The organism is Pseudolactococcus insecticola (assembly GCF_011170065.1).
Classification (GTDB): Bacteria; Bacillota; Bacilli; order Lactobacillales; family Streptococcaceae; genus Pseudolactococcus; species Pseudolactococcus insecticola.
The window spans coordinates 73,015-94,572 of the sequence record NZ_BLLH01000002.1; the positions used below are offsets into that span (position 1 = coordinate 73,015).

The following is a 21,558-nucleotide window of genomic DNA, read 5'->3' on the forward strand; positions in this document are numbered from 1 at the left end:
TATACACCTTTTTTAACAGTATTTATTGAATTTACCAAAAATTTACAAAAAAGTCTTCAAACGTTCGTATTTTTTACAATTATTAAACATTTTCCGTCATAAACTACCGTATTATCCATCTCACAGCATCTCTTTCACTTTTGTTTCAATAAAGGTAATTTCATGATCATCAAGTCCGTATTTTTGATAGAGAAATTGGTCAATTTCTGGAATTGATTTTTCCCATGGGATGTCTGAGTTTGCTGTGAAGTCTTGGAGAGGGACTTTTTGCCATGTATTTTGGGGATTATGCTGAGTAATTTTCAAAATTCCAAGTAGACTCCTTGCAAACTTTGTTTTGACATAACTCAATAAATTTTCTGCTTCTAATTCTGTATCAAAAGCGCCAATAGAAATAAAGGTTGGCGTTGCAGAAGTGAGTGGCGTACCGATGAGCGGCGTACCGATGAGCGGCGTACTGAGAACTTCTCCAATTGCTCCACTACCATTTGATTCAGGAACAAATACTTTGTATTTTTCAATATTATTTGATTTTTCATAGCGAGGTGCCATATATTTCTTTTGAATCCAGCGATAAACTCGTTTAGATTGATAAAGTCCGAGTATTTTATAATAATTATCTTTATCTGCAGGTTCTTCCTTCAAGAAAACAGCATCCAATGATTCAAAAGTAGATGATTTTAATTCATATTCTTCATTTGCACTCAAAGTTGTAACATCTGGATACTTTATCTGTATCTGTGCAAGCCTCATTCGGACTGTCTCTGGATAATCTTTTAAAAATTCATCGTTAAATTTCAAATCCGAACGCCCGCCAAAAATAATCGAAGGTAAATTTTTGTCTAGATTATCTTCAAATTTTCTAGATAAACCATTTAAAATTGGGTCTGGAACAAAAGTCTTAATTGCTCCAAAATCTTTTTTAGAGTCTCTATATAAAACAGCAACCCCACCTTTTATATCTGTATTTGAAAAAATTTCACTAGAATTTTGAGCAAAATATTCAACTTTTAGATGTTTATCATTGAGCATTTTTTGATTCCAAGGTTTCGGAGTCAAACCTCCATTAAACAAGAATCTCGCTGGTGTAATCAAACAATATTTATCTGCAATCTTTTCTGCTACATCATAAAAATAATGATAGAGAGCTTCCCCTTTATTATTATTTGCCTGATTTTCCTGATAAGGCGGATTGCCAATCACAACATCAAATTTCATATTATCAAACACCTCTTCAACTTTTTCCTTGCCTTTTTCTGGACTTTTTTTAATCGTTTCAACAAAATCATCAATATAGGCAACATTCATCTCAAAATCTCGATAGCCCGCAAGTGTCCGTTCGGTAATCGTTTTCGCCATTGGCGTTTTGGCAATCGCATAGATATTTTCTTTGAGAATTTTTCGATAAACTTTATCTGCCTCAAAATGACTGTCATTATTGGCATTAACTTGATTGTAATATAGACTTATTGCGACATGAAGTGGATAGAGTCCTGTTTTAGTATTAATTTCCAGTATTTCACTTTCTGGTTGATAGATAGCTTTTGTATCAGCTTGCTCTACCCAATGCAAATTAGAAACAGCGCCATCAGTCGATGACTTAAAATCATCATCATAGAAATTCACACCCCCAATCGTTTTAACAAGTTGCAGATTGACCACACGCCATGGTGTCAAAACCGTTTCTTTATCGGGATTTTTAAAGCTAGAAAAAAGTTCAGCGATACGTTCAGCACGCTCGATAAAGTCCAATTTATCATAGGATTTAGCACGTTGACGAATTAATCTTCCTGCCTCGATAAAGACTTCCGCATCATAGTACTGGGAAATGTCCTTAAACATGCCTTTAGTAAATCCCTTAGGCATAAATTCTTGCCAAGACTTATCATCCACTTGTTTCGTAAAATCTGCTATCGTAATATCTTTTGACAGCTCAACTTGCATGCCGTAAATCATCATCGGAATACGGATAGAGACGCCACGTAAGATAGAAATCATGGTTTTGCGCTGTTTTTTAGCAGCATTGATTTTCTCTATCAGTTCCTTTTCTTCTTTAGTCCGCTTGCGTGCTGTTTTTTGCTTAGCTTTTTCTCCCTTATCGTATTCTTCATCAGTCAAGCCATTGTCAGCAATCACGATGTCAGATCCTTTTTTCTGTCCTTGCGTTTTGCCGACAATCGTACTCAGATTTTTAAACATCTCAGCATCGCCTGCTGTCAAGGTCAGCAATTTATCATTATAGAGACTATCATCTTCAAAACCAGAACGGACGGCTTTCTCAGCATAGACCTTTTTAAGCTGTGTCAGCATACTATCAACATTAAAAGTTTTCATACCAGTATCAGAACTACCCAGAATCGGCATAAAGTTCAGAAAACGTGTCATGGCATCTTTTTGTTCTTGGGTGTTTTTCTTACCAACACCCGAGTTGATTTGCGCACTTTCAGCCATAACGGACAAGGCACGGTCAGGTGCAAAATCAAAGATATAACAATTTTTCTTCATGCCTAATTTTTCATGAGAAAATGGTGTCTGTGCTCGAAAGGCTGCCTGAAGATAATTCATGGCGCTAGTCGTATTTGACAAGAAAAATACTGCTGTCCACTCAGGAATATTCACGCCTGTTGTCAATTTACGTACAGTCAACGTAATCGTCTTGGTTTGGCTAGGGTCTTTTGTAATCGCATTTCTAACCTTATCCAAATCGTTTTGACTAGCTACTTCATCATCGCCGTCTTTCACAACATTGATAATGTCATACTCCTGCCCAAAAATCCGATGCGCTTTCAAACATTTTTCAAACGCTGTCGCCTCTTTGATACCTGGCAATAACCAAAGTGTGTGTCTTAATTCCTCACGATATTCTGGTGTTGAAAATGGATAATTTGATAACTTGTCTGGATTAGTCAGATTATCCAAAAAAGCCGTCACGTCATTAAAATGTACCAAATCACCATTATCATCTACCTTAAAAAATTCTCGGAAGTTAAAGGCTTTTGATTCATCTGCATAATGTTCTTTATCCTTCATATCAAAAGTGAACATCGAGACCTTGGGCAAGCCTTCGTAAGGATTAGGTTTATCTGGACTTTCAAGCGACCATTTGAGTTTCGCCGTCTGCTCCATGGTATAATCCCATGTATAAACTTGGTCCTCTTCGTATTGGTCAAGGAGGTTAAAGGGCGTGCCTGAAAGCTCAAGCGTTTTTGTCTTATCTTTTTTTAGTGTTTTTAAAACCTCTTTTGCAAGCGCCGTTTGCGTGCCTTCATGAGCTTCATCAACAATAATCAAATCCCAGTCAATATCTGAAAACTGCCCAAGATTGGTTTGTCCATCGTCATGCCTAAGTAACTGGATAGAGGCAAAATAAATAAAGGGTTGGTTACCTGTTTTGAGTTTTTCTAAACGTTCACCTTTATCATCTGAACCGAACAAATATCCCGAATCTGCCATTTTCATCTTGTTGAAATCTTCAAACCATGAATCTGAGACAACAGGACGGTGGGTCATAATCAGTACTTTTTGAAATTGCTCTTCTTTTACCAGTTGCAAAGCAGTCAGCGTTTTCCCAAAGCGCATTTTGGCATTCCAAAGCATTTTGTCCTTTTTCTTAAAGGATTTTTTAGTTTTCGCAACCGCAGCATCTTGCTCAGGACGCAGTGTAATGTCATATTCTGATTTTGCCTCAGCAATTCCTTGAAGTGCTGATTTTCCCTCTTTAACAGCTTTTATAGCTGATTTTGCCGTTTCAAGATCAACATGATAAAACTCATTTCCTTGACCAAATTCTTTTGGACTATATCCAGAACGTTTTAATACTTCATGAACATCGTAATCTCTAAAAAAGCGCTTTTCTATTTTAGAGTACGCAAGTTCTGCCCAATGAATGGTGTAAGGTACTCCCGCCCTATTCATATAAGCACGAACTGTATTATCTGCGGCTTTTTGCAAATCTTTACTATTACGAGACTGGTCAATTTCAAAATCTTCTATTGAGGCATCACCAATTTTTTCGTAGCCATCATAATTCGACCAGTTACCACTTTGAATATAAATTAGTTTTCTCTCAGCAGTTTGATAACGTTTTTCAGCCTCTGGCTCTAAAAAATCCAAATAAGCTGTTTGAATATCTGTATCTGTATATCTCTTAACATACCAAACAAGAATAATAAAGATTTGTTTAAGCGCTTTTAAAGCATTTTCCTTTGTCGCTTCTTGTGAATTAATTACATGAGTTGCTTTATTTCCTTTTCCCTTAATACTATAAAATCCGTCTAAAATATAAGATTCGATATCAGTTTGTTTGAGTTCAGAGAGACAAACACTGAACGTCGAACGTTCAGGCAAAATTATATTTTCCTGTTCCGCAGTAGAAAATGCAACTTTTTCAGCCATTTTTCGGACTCTAAACAATGTGCCCTCATAATCTTTTTGGGTATAATTTTGTTCAGCAAGATTGGCTGTTTCAAAAAGAATAGCTGTGTCCGTCTCAACCATCAAAAATTCAAAATTTGATGTCATTTACTTTCCCTCCAATTGGTAAACTTTCTGTATATCAATGATTGTTGCTATTTTTTTCTTTTGTTTAGTATCGTCGCCCTCTAGGTCAAATAAACTTAATTGTCCCTCTGGAATGCCTGATTCTAAAGTAATTTTCTCATTTAACAATTCCGCAAAAGAAAATTCAACTCTTTCCACTTTGCTTGCACTTCCCTTGACTCGTCGCCACTCATTAAATAAGATAGGCGCACCGGTTTCGGGATGACACTTTGTTAAAGTATTACCACGAACAATATTTTTTTGGATAAGAAAATTAGCGGACTTATAGATGTCTTTTCTACTACTCAATTTCTGACCAAATGTTTCTTCATACCAATCTAAATAATAAAGAAACAACCGATAACGAGCAATCTCAAGATTATCTGCCAAAAATTCAATACCATAAATAGATGACAAAGCAAAAAGTGATTTTGTTTGCCAATATTTTGAACTGAAAGTCTCTTTAACACCTACTAATTTTCGCTTTAAAATCGCTACAAGAAAATTTCCATCTCCTGCTGCTGGCTCTAAAAATGTTTTCGTCACATCGTAAGTGTCTTCTTTCACACCTTGAGTATCCAACATCTTCTCAACCATCCAACTGGGCGTGAAAACTTCTCCATGTTTTTGAACACGGTGCTTACTTTTAATTAGACGTTCATTCATATGAGAGCACCAAAAAAGTCGCACTCTTGAGAGTACGACTTTTTATTAAAATATGACGAAAAAACGTAAAATTTACGCTGTTGGCTGTTGGCTGTTGGCTGTTGGCTGTTGGCTGTTGAATTGTATCACTTTATTTCTCCATGTCAAGTATTTACTAATTTAATTATATCATTTTATCATTCGAAAGTGATTGGCAAATTGCACGTCCGTATTCTCATCAGCTGAGCTTATTCTTGACACCAGACAGCATTTTTGAGATAATGATTTTGTTGGAGGCATTCAATTCAACACAGCGAGTTAAAATAAGCTAAATGCGTAACCACTCGAAAGAGTCGTCCTGTCATCGGGACTTTTTTTGTACCAAAAAATAAGGCTTTTCGCCTTATTTCTTTATTTCTCTAAACAACCTTGGTCGTCCATGCCTCACAGTCGACAACATCAGTCACAATATCCTGATAAAACTCTGGCTCATGGCTGACCATTAAAATCGTGCCTTTATAAGCCTGTAACGCGCGTTTGAGCTCGTCTTTGGCATCTACGTCCAAGTGATTTGTCGGTTCATCCATGACAAGGATATTTGATTCATGATTCATGATTTTTCCGAGCCTTAATTTTGACTGTTCACCACCAGATAACACATAGACCCTACTCTCAATCTGCTTTGTGCCAAGCCCGCAGCGTGCAAGTGCTGCACGCACTTCTGCTTGATTGAGCGTTGAAAACTCATCCCAATAGTCCTCTAAAACCGTTTTCTGACTGGGATTTTTATCTTCTTGCGCAAAATAACCGATAACCTGAAACTCACCCTGCTCAATCTCTCCTGATAAGGGCTGAATCTCACCTAGCAAAGATTTGAGCAGGGTCGACTTCCCAATCCCATTTGACCCTGTAAAGGCGATCTTCTGACCACGCTCAACCGTTAGATTGATGGGACGTGATAAGGGTTCATCTGCCTCATAGCCTAGTACCACCTCTTTTGCCTCAACTATGAGCTTACCTGATGTTCTAGCCAGTTTAAACTCAAAGCTCGGTTTTGCCTTTTCCTGAATAGTCTCAACAAAATCCATCTTATCAAGCTTTTTCTGACGTGCCTTGGCCTGACCTGACGTTGCGACATTTGCCTTTTTCTTAGCAATGAAATCCTTGAGCTTAGCTGCTTCAGCTTGTTGTGCACTCGCAAGCGATGCCAGCTGCTTCTTCTTTTCCTCAAATAAACGCTCAAAATTGTGATAATCACCGACATACCGGTCGATTTTTTGCATGCTGACATGGTAAACAATGTTGATGACATCGTTCATGAAATCCACATCGTGAGAAATCAACACAAAGGCATTTTCATAGTTCTGCAGATAGTTTTTCAGCCAGGCGATATGGTCCTCGTCCAGATAGTTCGTGGGCTCATCAAGCAACAAAATATCCGGTTTTTCAAGCAACAGTTTTCCTAGTAAGATCTTCGTGCGCTGCCCGCCTGACAAGGCTGCCACATCTTTTTCCAGCAAATCACCCAGACCAAGACCACGTGCAATCTCATCAACTTTAGCATCAATCAAGTAAAAGTCAGAATTATCCAGCAAATCTTGCAACTCTGCTGCTTTCTCAAGCGCTGCTGTCATCTCGTCATCAGACATCTCACCCATGCGGCCATAGATATCATTCATCTGCGTCTCAGCGTCCAGCAGATACTGAAAGGCTTCTGACAGCGCTTGACGTGTCGTTTTCCCCTTGCCAAGTGCTGCGTGCTGATCCATATAACCCACACGATGCTTGGTCGACCAGGTAATTTTTCCCTCATCAGGCTGTAAATGCCCCGTGATGATATTCATGAAAGTTGATTTTCCTTCACCATTTGCCCCGACAAAGCCGATATGCTCGCCCTTAAGCAAACGAAAATTGACATCATCAAAAATTGCACGATCGCCAAAACCATGGCTCATATTTTGAACTGTTAATATACTCATCTTATCTCCAATATTATATTGCTTTCTTTATTTTAACAGATTTTTGTTGGATATTGCAGATTATTTTAGGTTTTATTTTGGGTACTGTGGACAACAACTTCAGCAACTAGTAAAAAAGCGCAAAGCCAAATGGCTGCGCTTTTCTATTGATTATAATATTGATAATTAGGCGATTAACCCTTACCAACGTCAAATCTCAGCATCAAAATCACCCATCAGCACAACCTTGCCCACCATGGCATCCGCCTCAATGTCAGCGTGTGCTTGGCGCAGATTTTTAGCGTTGATGCCATCGTAGGTCTTAGTCAGCGTGCTCACAAGTTTACCAGCATCAAATAGATCCGCTAACACTTGCAGTGCCTCACCTTGCGTCTCAATCTGATAGTCATAGTTTGCCTTAGCAAACATAAACTCCCAGTCAAAGCTGACACTTTTATTTTTGATTGCGGTCATTGGTAACGACTCATCAGTCTCAACAATCGACGCAATATGCCCAAATGGCGCAATCAAGTCAGCCGCAGGTAGAAAATGTTTCTCAGTTGAATGTAAGATAACAATATCATCTACAAACTTGAACCCAAGCGCACGCACCGCTGCAACATAGTCTTCTCTATGGTTGACAACAAAGTCAGCTCCCATTTTTTGACTTTGGGCAATGGTTTCAGGTCGTGATGCCGTTGCAATGACAGTCATACCAAGCCATTTGGCAAGCTGAATCGCAATCGAGCCAACACCGCCTGCACCGTTGATAATCAAAATAGACTTACCTGTCTCAGCATTTTCACGCGGTGTGAGCCCCTTTTTTTCAAAGAGTAATTCATAGGCTGTAAGCGCCGTAAGCGGCATTGCTGCTGCTTGTGCATCACTCAACTTTTCTGGTGCAAGGCTTACAAGTCGCTCATCAACAAGCTGAAAAGCAGCATTTGAGCCTTGACGTTTGAAGGCACCCGAATAATAGACACGATCGCCTACTTTGAATTTTCTGACCTCTTCACCAACCTCTGTCACCACGCCAACAGCATCCCAGCCGATGACTTGCGGTGTTTGACTGGCCTTTGCAGATACTCGGATTTTTACATCGACAGGATTTACCGATGTTGCCTTGACAGCCACCAAGATATCGTGTCCACTTGCGACAGGTTTTGCGATTGACACATCCTGTAATGCTGCAACATCTTCTAACGGCAGTCCTTTATAGTATCCAATTGCGTTCATTGTTTCTGACATCGTATCACCTCTTTTGTTATAATAAATTTATGATACTAAAGATTTTGCCGTTATGCAAGAACGGTAATTTTTGTAACTAGGCTAGGATTTTACGACTAAAACACGAAAAAGAAAGGTATTAACTTAATTTATGACTGAAAAATACGCCTACAACTGCGCACAAGGCTGCCCAGTTGAGTCAACTCTACAATTCATTTCTGGCAAGTGGAAAAGCGTGATTCTCTACCACCTCATCCATCAAGACTTCGTACATTACGGTGATTTGAAACGCTTGATTCCAGGTGTCACCTCACGTATGCTCTCACTGCAGCTCTCTGATCTCGTCCGTGATGGCATCATCGACAAACACATCATCCAAAGCTATCCCGTAAAAAATATCGAGTACCACCTGACCCCACTTGGTCAGTCATTAATTCCCGTCATCGAGGCACTTGCAAGCTGGGGTGAATCTTTTAATGCTCAGGCAAAAATTGCAAGTCGCTAGCCAGTCATTTATGGTAAATCTATACACTTTTAACCAATGCGTCACATCTAGCAGATATTGACACTATTATGATAATAAAAAACAACCACGGAATCCCGTGGTTGTCCTATTTTAAAACGCTGAATTATTTAACAGCATCTTTCAAAGCTTTACCAGCTTTGAATGCAGGTACAGTTGTAGCTGCGATTTTGATTGCTTTACCAGTTTGTGGGTTACGACCTTCACGAGCTGCACGTTCGCGAGTTTCGAAAGTACCGAAACCGATAAGTTGTACTTTTTCACCTTTTGCAAGGAATTCAGAAACTGAAGCAAAGACAGCGTTCACTGCTTTTTCAGCATCTTTTTTAGTCAATTCTGCAGATTCTGCAACTTTTGAAATCAATTCTTGTTTGTTAGCCATTTTAAAAATGTCCTCCAATTAATTTTTTTTACCCTTAGGCAAAGACAATTATAGCAAGTAAATACCCATAAAGCAAGTAAAAATGCCGTTTTTAGCCATTTTTGGCTATTTTTTACATAAAAGCCACTAAATTTCTACTTTTGCATGAGATTAAAGACGAATTGTCCATTTTTCAGATCAATTTTATCGGCTTGAATAAAGGTATCTTTAGCAATTGCAAGCTTGGGAAGATCAATCAAGACTTCTTGTTTTTTAGGTGATATTGAGACAAAAGCGGGCAGGTCGTAAGCATTTTTGACATAGCTTAAGACGGTTTTTGTTGGCAAACTTAGCGAGCCAATTGAGATGCTTGTGACCTTTAACTCAACTGATCCGTCACTCATGGCATAAGGTTCAAAATAGAGGTACAGCGGGATTTTCGTCCCAAAAATCTTATATGACCCTTCAAGAACGGCTTTATCAGATAGGTAAAACTTATAGGTCATCTTATCATTTTGATAATCTGCTAGATATTTGTTAATCAAGCTGTTGAGCTGCTCAGTGTTTGTTGAGACGTCTGCGACTTTGTTGACGCCTTTGATGACGCTGACCTTGCTCAAAACCGTTTGATCGCGGTGTTTGGTAATTTGAAACCCGACTACACAGACTACTGCGAGATTAAAGGCTAATATGAGTAGAAATAGATATTTCCAGTATTTATTTTTCATTTGTGTGCTCCTTGTAGGCGTCAAAAACCGCATCGCTTATGATTTGGTAGCCGATATTATTGGGATGAAAATGGTCTTCTTCAAACAAGGCATCGTTTGTGATGGTTGTGCTATCGCCGTCATTTGACGTGATGCCCTGACTACCGCTTATGCCTTGATACAAAAGGTCATTGACAGGGACAAAATACATCTTATCTTGCGCTTCAACGCTTGCTTTTGTTGCATCGTTCCAATTGTTAATCACGTCTTGCATTTGCGTAATATCAGGGAAGTTCAGATAAAAAGGATTATAGATGCCAATCACATAGACTGGTACGTCAGGATTGACCGCACGGATCTTATCAAAAATCGCTGTAATCTCTTTTTGATAAGTCTTTGCGGGCTTGACAAATGACTTTTCTGACAGATTATCAAGATTGGTTCTGATGACTTTCATGACGTCATTACCACCGACTGTCAGCGTGATCAAATCTGCTTTTTTGATAGCTTTTTGGACTGTCTTCAAGCTATACTCGCCATCGAGCGTGTCGGTTTGCTTGGTCGCTTGCTTAGTCATACGTGCATAGATCTGCGTGCTCGTATTACCAGACACGCCGAAGTTCTGCGAGATGACATTGACATCGTACTTGTCGCCAATCGAGCGCGCGAGTAAAGGGACAAATCCACCCTGCACCGTTTGATCACCCACGCCTTCTGTCAAGGAATCACCAATCGCCACATAGTTTAATTTTTTTTGTGTCAAGGCTGATTGCCAGTCTTTATTTGATAGCTCAGAACCCGCTGGGCGAAGTAAAAACTTGTTAATCCCTAGAAAAATGGCAAAAATTGCCACCACGAAGATGGCAATTTCGATGAACCAGCGCCTTAGCTGACCTTTGTATTTATTTTGTTTCATTTTTTGTTTTGCCTAACTCTCTAACTTTTTATTCAAACTCTATCATGACTGCCCAAGCACCAGGACCTGTGTGAGTGGCAACTGTTGAGTTCGTGTCCAAAACTGAGATTGTTTTTGTGACAAATTGCTGCAAATGATCTTTCATTTGATTGGCAAACTCGAGATTTTCAGCATGAGAGATGCCAATTTCTTTGATTTTGCGATTTTCTATCTTTGATGAAAAATCTGTCAACCATTTTTGAAACGTCTTATTGCCGCGGCCTTTTAGTAATGGCTCTAGCTTGGTATCAACGAGCGCCATAACGACTTTGATGTTTAACAGACCGCTCAAAACACCTGTCACGCGATTGACACGCCCACCTTTTACCAAGTTATCCAGGTTTGAAATGCCGATGTAAAGCTCAGTATTTGCCTTACTTGCAGTCACACTCGCTACAATCTCGTCCTTACTTGCACCATTTTCAGCCATTTTTGCGGCTTCGATGACTTGGAATTTGAGTGCCTGGTCGATGAAGTCGCTATCAATCACCGTCACATCAGCGTTTGAGAGCATGGCGCCTTGGCGTGCAGCTTCAACCGTTCCTGATAGTGCTTTGGTCAAATGGATACTGATGATCTGACTACCATCTTCGGCAAGTTTGTCGTAGACTTCAGCAAACACACCAACTGGTGGTTGTGAAGTTTTTGGTAGGTTCTTACTGACCTTCATCTTCGACATGAACTGCGCCGCAGATAAGTCAGTGTCCTGATACAAGACACCGTCAATCAAAATCGCAAGTGGCACAATCGTAATTCCGTATTTTTCAATCAGCTCAGGCTCAACCGTGATGGTCGAATCTGTCACTATTTTTATCGTCATTATCAAACTCTTTTCCATATCGCTTGCAAAATAAATGTTAAATAGTCATCGCAAAGCGTAAAATTATGTTATACTTGAGATGAAGTAGTTTTGAAAACTAGATAGTGAACCATAACTACTCAACTTCCTTTTATTATATCAGATTTTGCTTGAAATTTCTTGTTTTTAGAGCAAGAAATACCACGCAAAACAACTAGAAACAGGTCTCATGTGAAAAATTCTAAAGCATATCTCATCACAAACGAAGTCTTCAACGCTGTGACACACGGCATTGGCTTTGGCCTCGCAGTTTGGGGATTGGTCCTACTTTTATTCAAAGGCATCGCCAATCACTCAGCCATTCAGGTCACTAGTTACGCCATTTATGGTACAACTTTGATCCTACTCTTTCTTTTTTCAACACTTTTTCATAGCCTAATCTTCACGCGCGCAAACCAAGTTTTTCAAGTCTTTGACCATTCGTCAATCTACTTGCTAATCGCAGGTACCTACACGCCTTACTGCCTGATCACGCTAAACGGCTGGCTGGGCTGGACCTTGTTCAGCATCGTCTGGGTGTGTGCCATTATCGGCATCGTTATCAAGTCGATCTTTCTACCAAAATGGGATCATGTGCCGAAAATCTCGACCGTTCTTTACGTCATCATGGGCTGGCTCATCGTTTTTGCCATGAAACCACTTTGGGATGCGATTCCGCACATGGGCGTGCTGCTCTTGTTTCTAGGTGGTGTACTTTATACTTGCGGCGCTTTCTTTTATTCCCTCAAGTTTCCTTATGCGCATGTGGTCTGGCATTTATTTGTGATTGCTGCAGCCATCCTCATGTGGTTTTCAGTTTACAAATTCATCTAAAAACTGCCTTGTCCACATAGCCTGCTAGGCGTTTTAACAATAACTCAGACTCCGCCACGTAGATGCCCGTCAGCTGCGTGGTTTTTGTTGCTTCATTGTACAAGACGACCGCCTGATTACCAGGAAAATCCTTGAGAATTTGTGCGATTTTAGCATTTTTGGCTGTATCCAGTACAGCTAGCCAGAGTTTTCTATCCGTCTCTTCGACTTTGACGAGCTGATCTGCCACCATTTGCAGGCGCTCATTGCGCTCTGACACTTTGCCCGTCATGAGATAAAAGTCATTTTCAGCCAGATCTGGTAAAAAACGATGATAGGTCTCAGGAAACAAGGTTATATCCAGCTGATTGTGTGTGTCTGTCACCGTCAGAAAAGCCATATTAGCGCCATTTTTCGCCCGGTGCGTTTTGATATGGCCGAGTTCGACCAATATCGTTGCTCTTTGATTGACGGCTAGATTTGCGATCTCAGTAAAGTTGCCTTGGCGTTTTTTGGCGATGGACATCAGGGGATGTTCCGTTACAGCGACACCCAGCAAGTCAAATTCCAACTGATATTTGAGCACTGGACTGTAATCCTCGGCATCTGTATAAGCAAACGTTAGCGCAGGCGCCGTTTCTGAAAATAGATCCGTCTGAAAAACAGTTGTGAACTCCAGTAATTTTGCTAGATTATCAACTAATTTTCTGCGATTTTGATCAAATTCATCAAAGGTACCTATTTCGATCAAAGGACGTATCAAGGCTGATTTTTGGTAATTTTCAGGTAGTTTTTGAATAAAATCCTGCAGGCTTGTAAACGGTCTGTGCTCAATTACCCAAAATACAAAATCACGTGGCAGACCCTTGATAGCACGCATCCCAATGAAAATCTGACCGTCATTTAACTTATCAAAATAAGGCATGCGATTGACTGAGAGCTTTGCCAAACGAAAACCAGACTGCTGCGCATCATTGAGCAAAAGGACACGCTTGCTATCTCGCAACATGATCTCATAAAAAGCATCAGGATAATGCGCCTTAAAATAAGTCATCTGAACGGCTAAAGCGCCGTAACCAAAGGCATGTGAGCGGTTGAAACCGTAGTTTGCAAAGCGCTCAATCAGCTCATAAATCTCTATTGCCTTTTGCGCAGTATGCCCTTGCGCTAAACTACCTGACACAAATTCAGCTTTGAGCTGCTCAAACTCATCACCTTTCTTTTTGGAAATAGCGCGCCGCAACAAATCCGCACGCCCCAGAGAAAAGCCAGCAAATACCTGCGCCACTTGCATGATCTGCTCTTGATATATCATGATGCCATAAGTCGGTGCTAAAATAGCCGCAATCGACGGATCAGGGTAAGTCACCGTCTCCTCGCCATGACGGCGTCTGATAAACTCAGGAATAAAGGCTGATGGACCCGGTCTAAAAATAGAAGTCGCAGCAACAACATCCGTAAAGGCAGTCGGCTGCAACTGTCTCAAAAAGTTCATCATCTGAGGATTTTCAAACTGAAAAATGCCAAGCGTCCGACCCGCCCTGAAAATCGCAAGCGTCTCCGCATCATTTAAGTCAATCTGGCTAATGTCAATTTTTTTGTCATAGCGTTTTTCAACCAAATCACGCATGTCATTGATGAAAGTCAGATTTTTGATACTCAAAAAGTCAAATTTTATCAGGCCAATCGCCTCAACATCATGCGCCTCAAACTGCGTAATTGGTAAAGTATCCCCTGGTGCAAGTGGCAGATAGTCCGTCAGATCATTTGCCGCAAGGACGACACCTGAGGCATGAACTGACTTCTGACGGGGCATGCCTTCTATTTTTTGTGCATAGGAAAACACTTGTTGCAAGCGTTTATCATTGATGATTGCAGCGCGAAATTTATTATTTTTCTCGTATTCTTGGGCGAGGTTATCAGAACGCCCAATCGTGCCTGACACCTGTGAAATCTCGATTTCAGTCATGCCAAAGACTTTTGCCACATCTCGAAAACTCTGCTTCATGCCAAATGTTGAAAAGGTCATGATTTGCGCAACATGGCTGCTACCATACCGATTTTTGACGTAGGTCAAAATGTCAGCTCGTTTATTGTCAGGCATATCAATATCAATATCGGGTAGGCTTGCACGCTCGGGATTCAAAAAACGCTCGAAAAGCAGGTCATTTTCAACTGGATCAACGCCCGTAATCTCAAGCGCATAGGCGACAAGTGACCCCAAAGACGAGCCACGTCCCATGCCCGTGTAGATTTGCTCGCTTCTTGCATAACGCAAAACATCGCTCACAATCAAAAAATAGTCGTCAAATCCCATTTGGTGGATGACCGAAAGCTCATGGGCAAGACGTTTTTGATAGGCCTGACCCGTCAGATTTTTCGTCCTCAAAAACCGCTCAGCTATCTCCCTAAGCTCATCAACTGCTGGTTTTTCTTTGTTAAACCTCGGTAAATCCAGCTGGGTATCAAAGGTATAGTTGATACCTGAAACCAGCTGATCCAGATTTTTCAGGCTTTGTGCATCAAAAACAGCTGTGACGTCAGATGCCGCACGCAAGATTTCGTGATGTGATACCATCAAGCTCTCGTCGTATTTAGTACCTTGTCTGATATGGCGCAAAATTGCCAAAGTTTCCGCATCGTAAGTGTTCAAATATCTGACCGCAAGAAACGGAATTGTAGGTCTGCTATTACTACTACTACTGATTTTCTGTCCCATTTCGCTCAAGCCGATATAGACATCATTTTTCGGTAATTTTTCCAAAATCGTGGGCATGGCCTGACTACTGTCGATAACGATAGCAACGTCCGTCAGATGACTTGCAATATCAGAAAAAGTTGGGCTAGTAGTGCTGTCAGAGGCCGCACCAAAGTTTTTTCGGCTAGAAATCCGATATAGATTTTGCAGACCTAGCGTTGACTTTGCGATAAAATGCAGCTTGACAAACAAATTGTCAACTAAAAAGGCTGACTCAAAAGCAACAATTGGCTGAATCCCTGCCACTTGACTTGCCGTGATAAATTGGTGTACAGCATGTAGATTTTCCACATCAGAAATGCCAAGTGTCTTGTATCCCATGCGCTTACCAGCAGCAACATAGTCACTGATTTTAACCGTCGCATCCATAAAGGAAAAAACAGTTTTGGTATTAATTTGGGCATAATCTGGCATACAGGCTCCTTTTTTGAGTTTTCATAATCATTTTCAGAAAAAAATAGTTGAAATTATCGCTTTATTCTTGCAAAATTTCTCTATTTCTATTATACTTTATTTTGAGAGTATAAACATATAGAAAGAAGATGATTCTATGAAATTCATCGTATTATTATTTTGGTCGCTCATTTTGGGCGAAGTTGCAGGCTTTATCATCACAAAGCTTAACGATGCTGACATGCAAACAGGCTTAATTGCGATCATCTCGCTTGCCTTTGCTGTGTTCATCTTCCTTTTGAGCAAAGTCGGCCTAATTGCCCCTGCAAAAGCCAAATAAAACTTGACTCTATCTTTCTTGATAGGGTTATTTTTTTCGATAAAAATCCGTCAGAATGTAAATTTCTGACGGATTTTAGTTTTATTTCGCGTTTTCAACTGCTGCTTTGACGAAGGCTGTGTAAAGCCCTTCTGAGCGGTTGGGACGGCTTGATAATTCTGGGTGATATTGACATGCCACGAAGAATTTATTTTCTGGGATTTCAACGATTTCAACCAGACGATTATCAGGTGAGACGCCTGAGAAAACAAGGCCAGCTTTTTCAAACTGTTCACGGTAGGCATTGTTAAACTCATAACGGTGACGATGACGGCGTTGGATGACTTCTTGATTATCATAGGCTCTTGCTGTCACTGTATTTGCCTTGAGTTTTGCTGGATAAAGCCCCAGACGCAGCGTTCCGCCCATATCTTCCACGTCAATCTGATCACGCATCAAATCAATAATTGGGAATTTAGTTTCAGGATTGAGCTCAGTTGAGTTACCGCCATCAAGACCCACGACATTACGCCCAAACTCGACACATGTCAGCTGCATGCCTAGACATACGCCAAGCATTGGCACATCGTTTTCACGCGCGTACTGAATGGCCGCAATCTTGCCCTCTGTCCCACGAGGTCCAAAGCCACCAGGGACAATAATCCCATCTGCATCTTGCAAAAGCGATGCAACATTGTCAGATGTCACGTCATTTGACTGAATCCACGTCAGATCAATATCGCTATCAGCCGAATAGCCAGCGTGTTTCAAGGCTTCAACGACTGAAATATAGGCATCTGGCAACTCGATATATTTTCCGACAAGTGCAATTTTCGTTGTTTTCTTGAGGTTCATAACATGGTGCACCATCTCAGTCCACTCTGTCATATCTGCTTTTGGCACGTCAAGTTTCAAGTGGTCAACCACGATTTGATCCATATTTTGCGCTTGCAAATTGAGCGGGATTTGGTACAAATGTTCCACATCAAGCGACTCAATCACTGCCTCAGGCGCAACGTCTGTAAACTGGGCAATCTTGTTTTTGATAGACTGCTCAGCTGGCGTTTCCGTCCGGATGACAATCATATTTGGCTGGATGCCAAGGCCACGCAATTCTTTAACAGAATGTTGTGTAGGTTTTGTTTTCATCTCAGCTGACGCCTTCAAATAAGGTAACAAAGTCGTATGAATATAGAAAACATTGTCAGAGCCAACATCTGCCTTCATCTGACGCAAAGCTTCCAAGAATGGCAGCGACTCAATATCACCAACAGTTCCCCCAACCTCAGTGATAATCACATCAGAATCCGTTGTTGCCGCGGCGCGCTTGATTTTTTCCTTGAGCGCATCTGTGATGTGCGGAATAACCTGAACAGTTGCGCCAAGATACTCGCCTTTACGCTCCTTGCGCAAGACTTCATCATAGATTTTCCCCGTTGTAACGTTTGAATACTTGTTGAGATTGACATCCATAAAACGCTCGTAGTGACCAAGGTCAAGGTCAGTTTCAGCGCCGTCATCCGTCACATAAACCTCACCATGCTGATAAGGACTCATCGTACCTGGGTCGATGTTAATGTAGGGGTCAAACTTTTGAATCGTGACTTTAAGCCCGCGATTTTTCAAAAGACGACCAAGGCTTGACGCCACAATCCCTTTACCAATACCTGAAACCACGCCACCTGTTACGAAAATGTACTTTGTCATCTTGTCTCCTCTTAATTTTGAAACACAACCTGGGAAAATATATAAAAATAGCTCCCTACAATTAGGGAGCTCTGACTTTACCTCATCGAATCACAAAAAGTAACTCAAGCGAGGTGCCCGATATTTATTATAGCAAATTTTTGCTGAATTTGTCAACTGAGTCTGGGAATGTGAAAATTTCAGCTGCCACTCAAAAATATTCCCGCAAACTCACATCAGTCATCACAAACTTTGTAAATTCGCCAATCGTCATCGTAACAGCCACGCCATTACCAAACGTCAGATTATTTTCAGCAATCATCGTGTCTGTTACCGTTATTTGCCTATCTGTAGCGACTTGAAATGTTTCTAAAAACGCTGCCAGATTGACAATGCGTGCCATCATATAAGGACGTAAGCTAATCTTTGCCCGACTAGGCTCAAGCATATCTGTCTCAAGCTTTTCATTTGACGGTGCAGTGTAGCTGATAGTCTCAAAAGCGCCCGCATGACTTGCAATAAAGCGATAGGCAGCATTTTTAGCGACATCATCCAGATAAATCAGCTCGTGAATGACAAACGTCATACCTGAAAAATCGTAACTCACATAGCCACGTGGTTGTTTTTCTGCATAAAAAACAGCAAAATACGGTTGCTTTTTAGCGTTAAAATAGTAGTCCCACTCAAAGTCGCTGCGGTGTAAACTACCATTATTTTCACTTTGCTCAAAGACTTGTTGCAAATCTGACAGAGCTAGTGCATACGTCAAGCGCTTTGCGACTAAATCAGTCTTCTGACCAGGCGGAAAATCGCTAGCAGGTATCTCATACTGCTTCTGATCAAAAATATAGGCATAGCCGAACTTCTCATAAAACTGATAAGAAAAAGGCGCTAGATAGGAAAAAATGGTCTCTTTTGCGTAATTCTCCTGCAAAATTTCCTGCATGAGCGCACCAACTGCACCATTTCCCCGAAACTCAGGATAGGATGCCACATAGCCAATCCCACTCATGCTGGCTATCTTCCCTTGAAAATTCACCTGAAAATGCGTGTCAACTACCATACTAGTCAGCGCATGCTTTTCAGTGTGAAAATGTACGTCCGACTGCTCTAAAAGTTTGTTAAACGCAATAGCGCCGCCTGTTGGTGCCTTGTGAAAAGCATAGGTAGCAAGCGCCAAAAAGTCATCAGACATCATTTTCCAGCCTCACGAAAAGTATCCACAGATTCGTAAGTCGCCCGTGGTCCGCCAATCAACTTAGGACGGCTTTTGAGCGCTGTCACATGTGCGCCACCAAGTTCACGGATGATTGGCCGAATCGGAATCTGCACGTGTTTCACGTGCATACCAATCGAGGTATCTCCAATATCAAGACCAGCCTGAGCCGTGATATGCTCAACTTCAACAGGATCAGAAAATAACGCATAGGCTGCCACCTGACCGCTACCTCCCGCATGGAGTTGCGGGATGACTGACACAATTTCTAAGTCTTTTGCGTCTGCCAAATCACGCTCAACAAGTAAAGCCCGATTCAGATGTTCGCAACCTTGAACAGCCAGATGTGCGCCAACCGCTGTTATAGCCTCGTAGATTGCCTTAACCACCACTTGTCCAATCTCAGCTGACGAATTGTGCCCAATCACACCACCATTGACTTCACTTGACGACAAGCCAAGGACGAAAATCTGACCTTTTTTGAGTCCCGTTTGCGTGATCACGTCTGAAATCAGGCGCGCTGTTTCTGTTTGAATTGCTGATAAGTCCATTTTTCACCTCGCTATTTTAACTATATAAAAATTATCCCACATTGTGAGATAATCAGCAACTTATTTTACTTTTTCAAGGCTACGTGACAAAGCGAGCCCCACGACAACACCAAAAATAGACTGGATAATATTTCCCGGCATATCGGCAAAAGCCGCACCAAAACCATAAAATAGCCAAGATACTAAGAAATAGCCAATGACCATGATGGCACATGATAAAATCAGCCAAAAAATGCGCGCTGTTTTTGCACCGGCAACAAATCCCTGGCCTCCATGGATGATCAAGCTAAAAATCGCCCAATGCGGATAGCCTGATAGAAGGTCAAATAACAGACCAGATAGACCACCAACGATTGCCCCTTCGACGCGACCATAGCGCAGTGCAGCTAGGATGACACCTGCATCAAGTACTGTCACAACACCTTTGGTAAGCGGCATCGGAATCTTTAGAAAAAAGGAAATAGCGACTGTTAGCGCTGTGATAATCGCAAGTAAGGCGATTTTTTTTGTACTAATTTTCATGTTGAAATACTCCATATTCATTGGCGCTTAAAATCGCCTGATAAACAAATGTTTTACTATCGCTGATGATTTTCGGTAGATCAGCTAGACCGTTCAACACAATACCGCTTGCAATGCTTGAGGCAAAGGTGCAGCCAGCACCATTATTGCTTTGACTGGCAAGAAGCGGTTTGGAATAAGTTTCAAATGCTACGCCGTCATAGTAAACATCAACCGCTGATACGTTTCCCAAACGATTGCCACCTTTTATGACAACTGCCACAGCGTATTTGTCATAAATCGCTTGTGCTGCTGCTGTCATATCAGCCAAGTCTATGATTTTCATGCCTGATAAAATCTCCGCCTCACGAAGATTTGGCGTGATAATCGTTGCAAATGGTAGAAATTTTTCAAGAACTGCTAACATCTGATGTATTTCTGCGTCATTATTTTCCTTGAAAACAAGTACAGGGTCAAATATCAGCGGCTGTTTTCTTTTTTTAGTTCTGACGAAATCAAGTGCTAGCTCTGCGATTTCAGGCGTGGGTAGGAGACCGATTTTGATCGCGTCAAAATCAATCTTATCAAAGGATTTGAGCTGTTTTTCAAATAACCAGCTTGCCGTCGGAAATATCTCAAAGACATCATTTTCAGCTGTCACGATGCTTGTAATCGCAACAAAACCATAGATACCGTACTGCGAATAAGTCGCCAAATCTGCCTGAAAACCGCCGCCTGACAGGACGTCAGAACCCGAAATGGCAAGGATTTTTTTAGGCTGCGCTGCTGTCGTATCAAGACTCATAACGCACCTCCACCAAACTTAAGCCATGTGCTGGTGCAGTTGGTCCTGCCAAATCGCGATTTTGTGCTGCGATAATCTCAGAAACCCGACCAACTTCCCACTTGCCTGAGCCGATTTTTAGCAGGGTGCCGACCATATTTCTAACTTGTTTATATAAGAAACCATTGCCTGAAAAGCGCAGAATGAGCTCGCTTGAGCTGACCGCAACGACATCTGCCTGCGTGATCACGCGCACCTTGTCCTCGACCGTGGCACCTGCCGCCGTAAAGCCTGTAAAATCATGCTCTCCCACCAAAAGTGCCGCTGCATCACGCATGGCGTCAACTTTTGTCAATTTTGGAAAATGATAACTATAACGCCGTGTCAAGGGATTGGCTGCGCGTGTCGTTGTTAGTCTGTACTCGTAAGTTTTGCTATGTTTATTAAAACGCGAGTGAAAGTCATCTGACACTTGTTCAATCTGTAAAACATTGATGTCATCGGGGCTTTGCGTATCAAGGGCAAACCGCAGTTTTTCAGAATCACGCAGACTTGGCAAGTCAAAATGAATGACTTGACCCAGTGCATGTACACCACTGTCTGTCCGCCCTGAGCCGTGTACTTTGACAGGCGTCCCTGAGTTCAGCCGTGCCAATACTTTTTCTATCTCTTCTTGAACCGTTCGGCCATTATCTTGGATTTGAAAACCGGCAAAATCCGTGCCGTCATATGAAATTATTGCCTTAAATCGTGTCATGTTTTTATTATAACAAAAAAAGGCGGG

General features: G+C 41.3%; 18 protein-coding genes. 3 read left to right on the forward strand and 15 right to left on the reverse strand.

Features of this window, described 5'->3' with window-relative positions; genetic code table 11:
* Positions 1–120: 120 nt before the first annotated feature.
* From Hs20B_RS02600 to Hs20B_RS02615, 4 genes are all read right to left on the reverse strand, one after another.
* Complete coding sequence (locus Hs20B_RS02600) at positions 121–4,521, reverse strand: Eco57I restriction-modification methylase domain-containing protein (protein WP_172355333.1); 4,401 nt, start codon at positions 4,519–4,521, stop codon at positions 121–123.
* Positions 4,522–5,205 (reverse strand): DNA methyltransferase family protein, encoded by a 684-nt coding sequence (locus tag Hs20B_RS02605; RefSeq protein WP_172355335.1) that lies wholly within the window; start codon positions 5,203–5,205, stop codon positions 4,522–4,524.
* Between the two features lie 398 nt (positions 5,206–5,603).
* Positions 5,604–7,163: an ABC-F family ATP-binding cassette domain-containing protein gene (locus Hs20B_RS02610; RefSeq protein ID WP_172355337.1), complete on the reverse strand. Its 1,560-nt coding sequence runs from the start codon at positions 7,161–7,163 to the stop codon at positions 5,604–5,606.
* 189 nt (positions 7,164–7,352) lie between these two features.
* On the reverse strand, positions 7,353–8,390 hold the full coding sequence (locus tag Hs20B_RS02615; RefSeq protein ID WP_172355339.1) for a zinc-binding alcohol dehydrogenase family protein: 1,038 nt from the start codon (positions 8,388–8,390) through the stop codon (positions 7,353–7,355).
* Between the two features lie 130 nt (positions 8,391–8,520).
* Between Hs20B_RS02615 and Hs20B_RS02620 the strand changes: the two genes are divergently transcribed.
* Complete coding sequence (locus tag Hs20B_RS02620; RefSeq protein ID WP_172355341.1) at positions 8,521–8,874, forward strand: winged helix-turn-helix transcriptional regulator; 354 nt, start codon at positions 8,521–8,523, stop codon at positions 8,872–8,874.
* Positions 8,875–8,998: 124 nt separating this feature from the next.
* Here Hs20B_RS02620 and Hs20B_RS02625 read toward each other — a convergent pair whose 3' ends face one another.
* The 4 genes from Hs20B_RS02625 to Hs20B_RS02640 form a co-directional block, all read right to left on the reverse strand.
* Positions 8,999–9,274, reverse strand: coding sequence for an HU family DNA-binding protein (locus tag Hs20B_RS02625; RefSeq protein ID WP_172355343.1), 276 nt, complete (start codon positions 9,272–9,274; stop codon positions 8,999–9,001).
* A gap of 134 nt (positions 9,275–9,408) precedes the next feature.
* Positions 9,409–9,981: a YpmS family protein gene (locus Hs20B_RS02630; protein WP_172355345.1), complete on the reverse strand. Its 573-nt coding sequence runs from the start codon at positions 9,979–9,981 to the stop codon at positions 9,409–9,411.
* Positions 9,971–10,876, reverse strand: a complete 906-nt coding sequence (locus Hs20B_RS02635; protein ID WP_172355347.1) for an SGNH/GDSL hydrolase family protein — start codon at positions 10,874–10,876, stop codon at positions 9,971–9,973. Before Hs20B_RS02635 ends, Hs20B_RS02630 begins: the two co-directional genes overlap by 11 nt.
* Positions 10,877–10,904: 28 nt before the next feature.
* Positions 10,905–11,735 (reverse strand): DegV family protein, encoded by an 831-nt coding sequence (locus Hs20B_RS02640; protein WP_172355349.1) that lies wholly within the window; start codon positions 11,733–11,735, stop codon positions 10,905–10,907.
* A gap of 210 nt (positions 11,736–11,945) precedes the next feature.
* Here Hs20B_RS02640 and trhA point away from each other — a divergent pair, with 210 nt between their 5' ends.
* Positions 11,946–12,587, forward strand: a complete 642-nt coding sequence (gene trhA, locus Hs20B_RS02645; RefSeq protein WP_172355358.1) for a PAQR family membrane homeostasis protein TrhA — start codon at positions 11,946–11,948, stop codon at positions 12,585–12,587.
* Here the strand turns inward: trhA and Hs20B_RS02650 are convergent.
* Complete coding sequence (locus tag Hs20B_RS02650) at positions 12,580–15,738, reverse strand: DNA polymerase III subunit alpha (RefSeq protein WP_172355360.1); 3,159 nt, start codon at positions 15,736–15,738, stop codon at positions 12,580–12,582. The genes trhA and Hs20B_RS02650 overlap by 8 nt on opposite strands.
* Before the next feature lie 136 nt (positions 15,739–15,874).
* Here Hs20B_RS02650 and Hs20B_RS02655 point away from each other — a divergent pair, with 136 nt between their 5' ends.
* Positions 15,875–16,057, forward strand: a complete 183-nt coding sequence (locus tag Hs20B_RS02655; RefSeq protein ID WP_172355362.1) for a DUF2929 family protein — start codon at positions 15,875–15,877, stop codon at positions 16,055–16,057.
* An 81-nt stretch (positions 16,058–16,138) separates the two neighbouring features.
* Here the strand turns inward: Hs20B_RS02655 and pyrG are convergent, their stop codons facing one another.
* The 6 genes from pyrG to truA all read right to left on the reverse strand — a co-directional run bounded on the left by pyrG (position 16,139) and on the right by truA (position 21,531).
* The gene (gene pyrG / locus Hs20B_RS02660) at positions 16,139–17,743 is read right to left on the reverse strand and encodes a CTP synthase (RefSeq protein WP_172355364.1); all 1,605 of its coding nucleotides are present in this window, start codon (positions 17,741–17,743) and stop codon (positions 16,139–16,141) included.
* Positions 17,744–17,933: 190 nt separating this feature from the next.
* On the reverse strand, positions 17,934–18,920 hold the full coding sequence (locus tag Hs20B_RS02665) for a GNAT family N-acetyltransferase (RefSeq protein ID WP_172355366.1): 987 nt from the start codon (positions 18,918–18,920) through the stop codon (positions 17,934–17,936).
* Positions 18,917–19,489, reverse strand: coding sequence for a TIGR01440 family protein (locus tag Hs20B_RS02670; protein ID WP_172355368.1), 573 nt, complete (start codon positions 19,487–19,489; stop codon positions 18,917–18,919). The genes Hs20B_RS02665 and Hs20B_RS02670 overlap by 4 nt, the downstream gene beginning before the upstream one ends.
* Before the next feature lie 60 nt (positions 19,490–19,549).
* Positions 19,550–20,011 (reverse strand): ECF transporter S component, encoded by a 462-nt coding sequence (locus Hs20B_RS02675; protein WP_172355370.1) that lies wholly within the window; start codon positions 20,009–20,011, stop codon positions 19,550–19,552.
* On the reverse strand, positions 20,001–20,795 hold the full coding sequence (locus tag Hs20B_RS02680) for a bifunctional hydroxymethylpyrimidine kinase/phosphomethylpyrimidine kinase (protein ID WP_172355372.1): 795 nt from the start codon (positions 20,793–20,795) through the stop codon (positions 20,001–20,003). Before Hs20B_RS02680 ends, Hs20B_RS02675 begins: the two co-directional genes overlap by 11 nt.
* On the reverse strand, positions 20,785–21,531 hold the full coding sequence (truA, locus tag Hs20B_RS02685) for a tRNA pseudouridine(38-40) synthase TruA (protein ID WP_172355374.1): 747 nt from the start codon (positions 21,529–21,531) through the stop codon (positions 20,785–20,787). The genes Hs20B_RS02680 and truA overlap by 11 nt, the downstream gene beginning before the upstream one ends.
* Positions 21,532–21,558: the final 27 nt, after the last annotated feature.

Excerpts from the sequence above, each read along its gene's own strand:
- Hs20B_RS02625 (WP_172355343.1), bottom strand. The coding sequence starts at position 9,274 with ATGGCTAACAAACAAGAATTGATTTCAAAAGTTGCAGAATCTGCAGAA.
- Hs20B_RS02665 (WP_172355366.1), bottom strand. The coding sequence starts at position 18,920 with ATGATGTCTGATGACTTTTTGGCGCTTGCTACCTATGCTTTTCACAAG.
- Hs20B_RS02600 (WP_172355333.1), bottom strand. The coding sequence starts at position 4,521 with ATGACATCAAATTTTGAATTTTTGATGGTTGAGACGGACACAGCTATT.
- Hs20B_RS02610 (WP_172355337.1), bottom strand. The coding sequence starts at position 7,163 with ATGAGTATATTAACAGTTCAAAATATGAGCCATGGTTTTGGCGATCGT.
- Hs20B_RS02680 (WP_172355372.1), bottom strand. The coding sequence starts at position 20,795 with ATGAGTCTTGATACGACAGCAGCGCAGCCTAAAAAAATCCTTGCCATT.
- Hs20B_RS02605 (WP_172355335.1), bottom strand. The coding sequence starts at position 5,205 with ATGAATGAACGTCTAATTAAAAGTAAGCACCGTGTTCAAAAACATGGA.
- Hs20B_RS02655 (WP_172355362.1), top strand. The coding sequence starts at position 15,875 with ATGAAATTCATCGTATTATTATTTTGGTCGCTCATTTTGGGCGAAGTT.
- Hs20B_RS02635 (WP_172355347.1), bottom strand. The coding sequence starts at position 10,876 with ATGAAACAAAATAAATACAAAGGTCAGCTAAGGCGCTGGTTCATCGAA.
- truA (WP_172355374.1), bottom strand. The coding sequence starts at position 21,531 with ATGACACGATTTAAGGCAATAATTTCATATGACGGCACGGATTTTGCC.
- Hs20B_RS02670 (WP_172355368.1), bottom strand. The coding sequence starts at position 19,489 with ATGGACTTATCAGCAATTCAAACAGAAACAGCGCGCCTGATTTCAGAC.
- Hs20B_RS02630 (WP_172355345.1), bottom strand. The coding sequence starts at position 9,981 with ATGAAAAATAAATACTGGAAATATCTATTTCTACTCATATTAGCCTTT.
- Hs20B_RS02675 (WP_172355370.1), bottom strand. The coding sequence starts at position 20,011 with ATGAAAATTAGTACAAAAAAAATCGCCTTACTTGCGATTATCACAGCG.
- Hs20B_RS02640 (WP_172355349.1), bottom strand. The coding sequence starts at position 11,735 with ATGACGATAAAAATAGTGACAGATTCGACCATCACGGTTGAGCCTGAG.
- pyrG (WP_172355364.1), bottom strand. The coding sequence starts at position 17,743 with ATGACAAAGTACATTTTCGTAACAGGTGGCGTGGTTTCAGGTATTGGT.
- Hs20B_RS02615 (WP_172355339.1), bottom strand. The coding sequence starts at position 8,390 with ATGTCAGAAACAATGAACGCAATTGGATACTATAAAGGACTGCCGTTA.
- Hs20B_RS02650 (WP_172355360.1), bottom strand. The coding sequence starts at position 15,738 with ATGCCAGATTATGCCCAAATTAATACCAAAACTGTTTTTTCCTTTATG.
- Hs20B_RS02620 (WP_172355341.1), top strand. The coding sequence starts at position 8,521 with ATGACTGAAAAATACGCCTACAACTGCGCACAAGGCTGCCCAGTTGAG.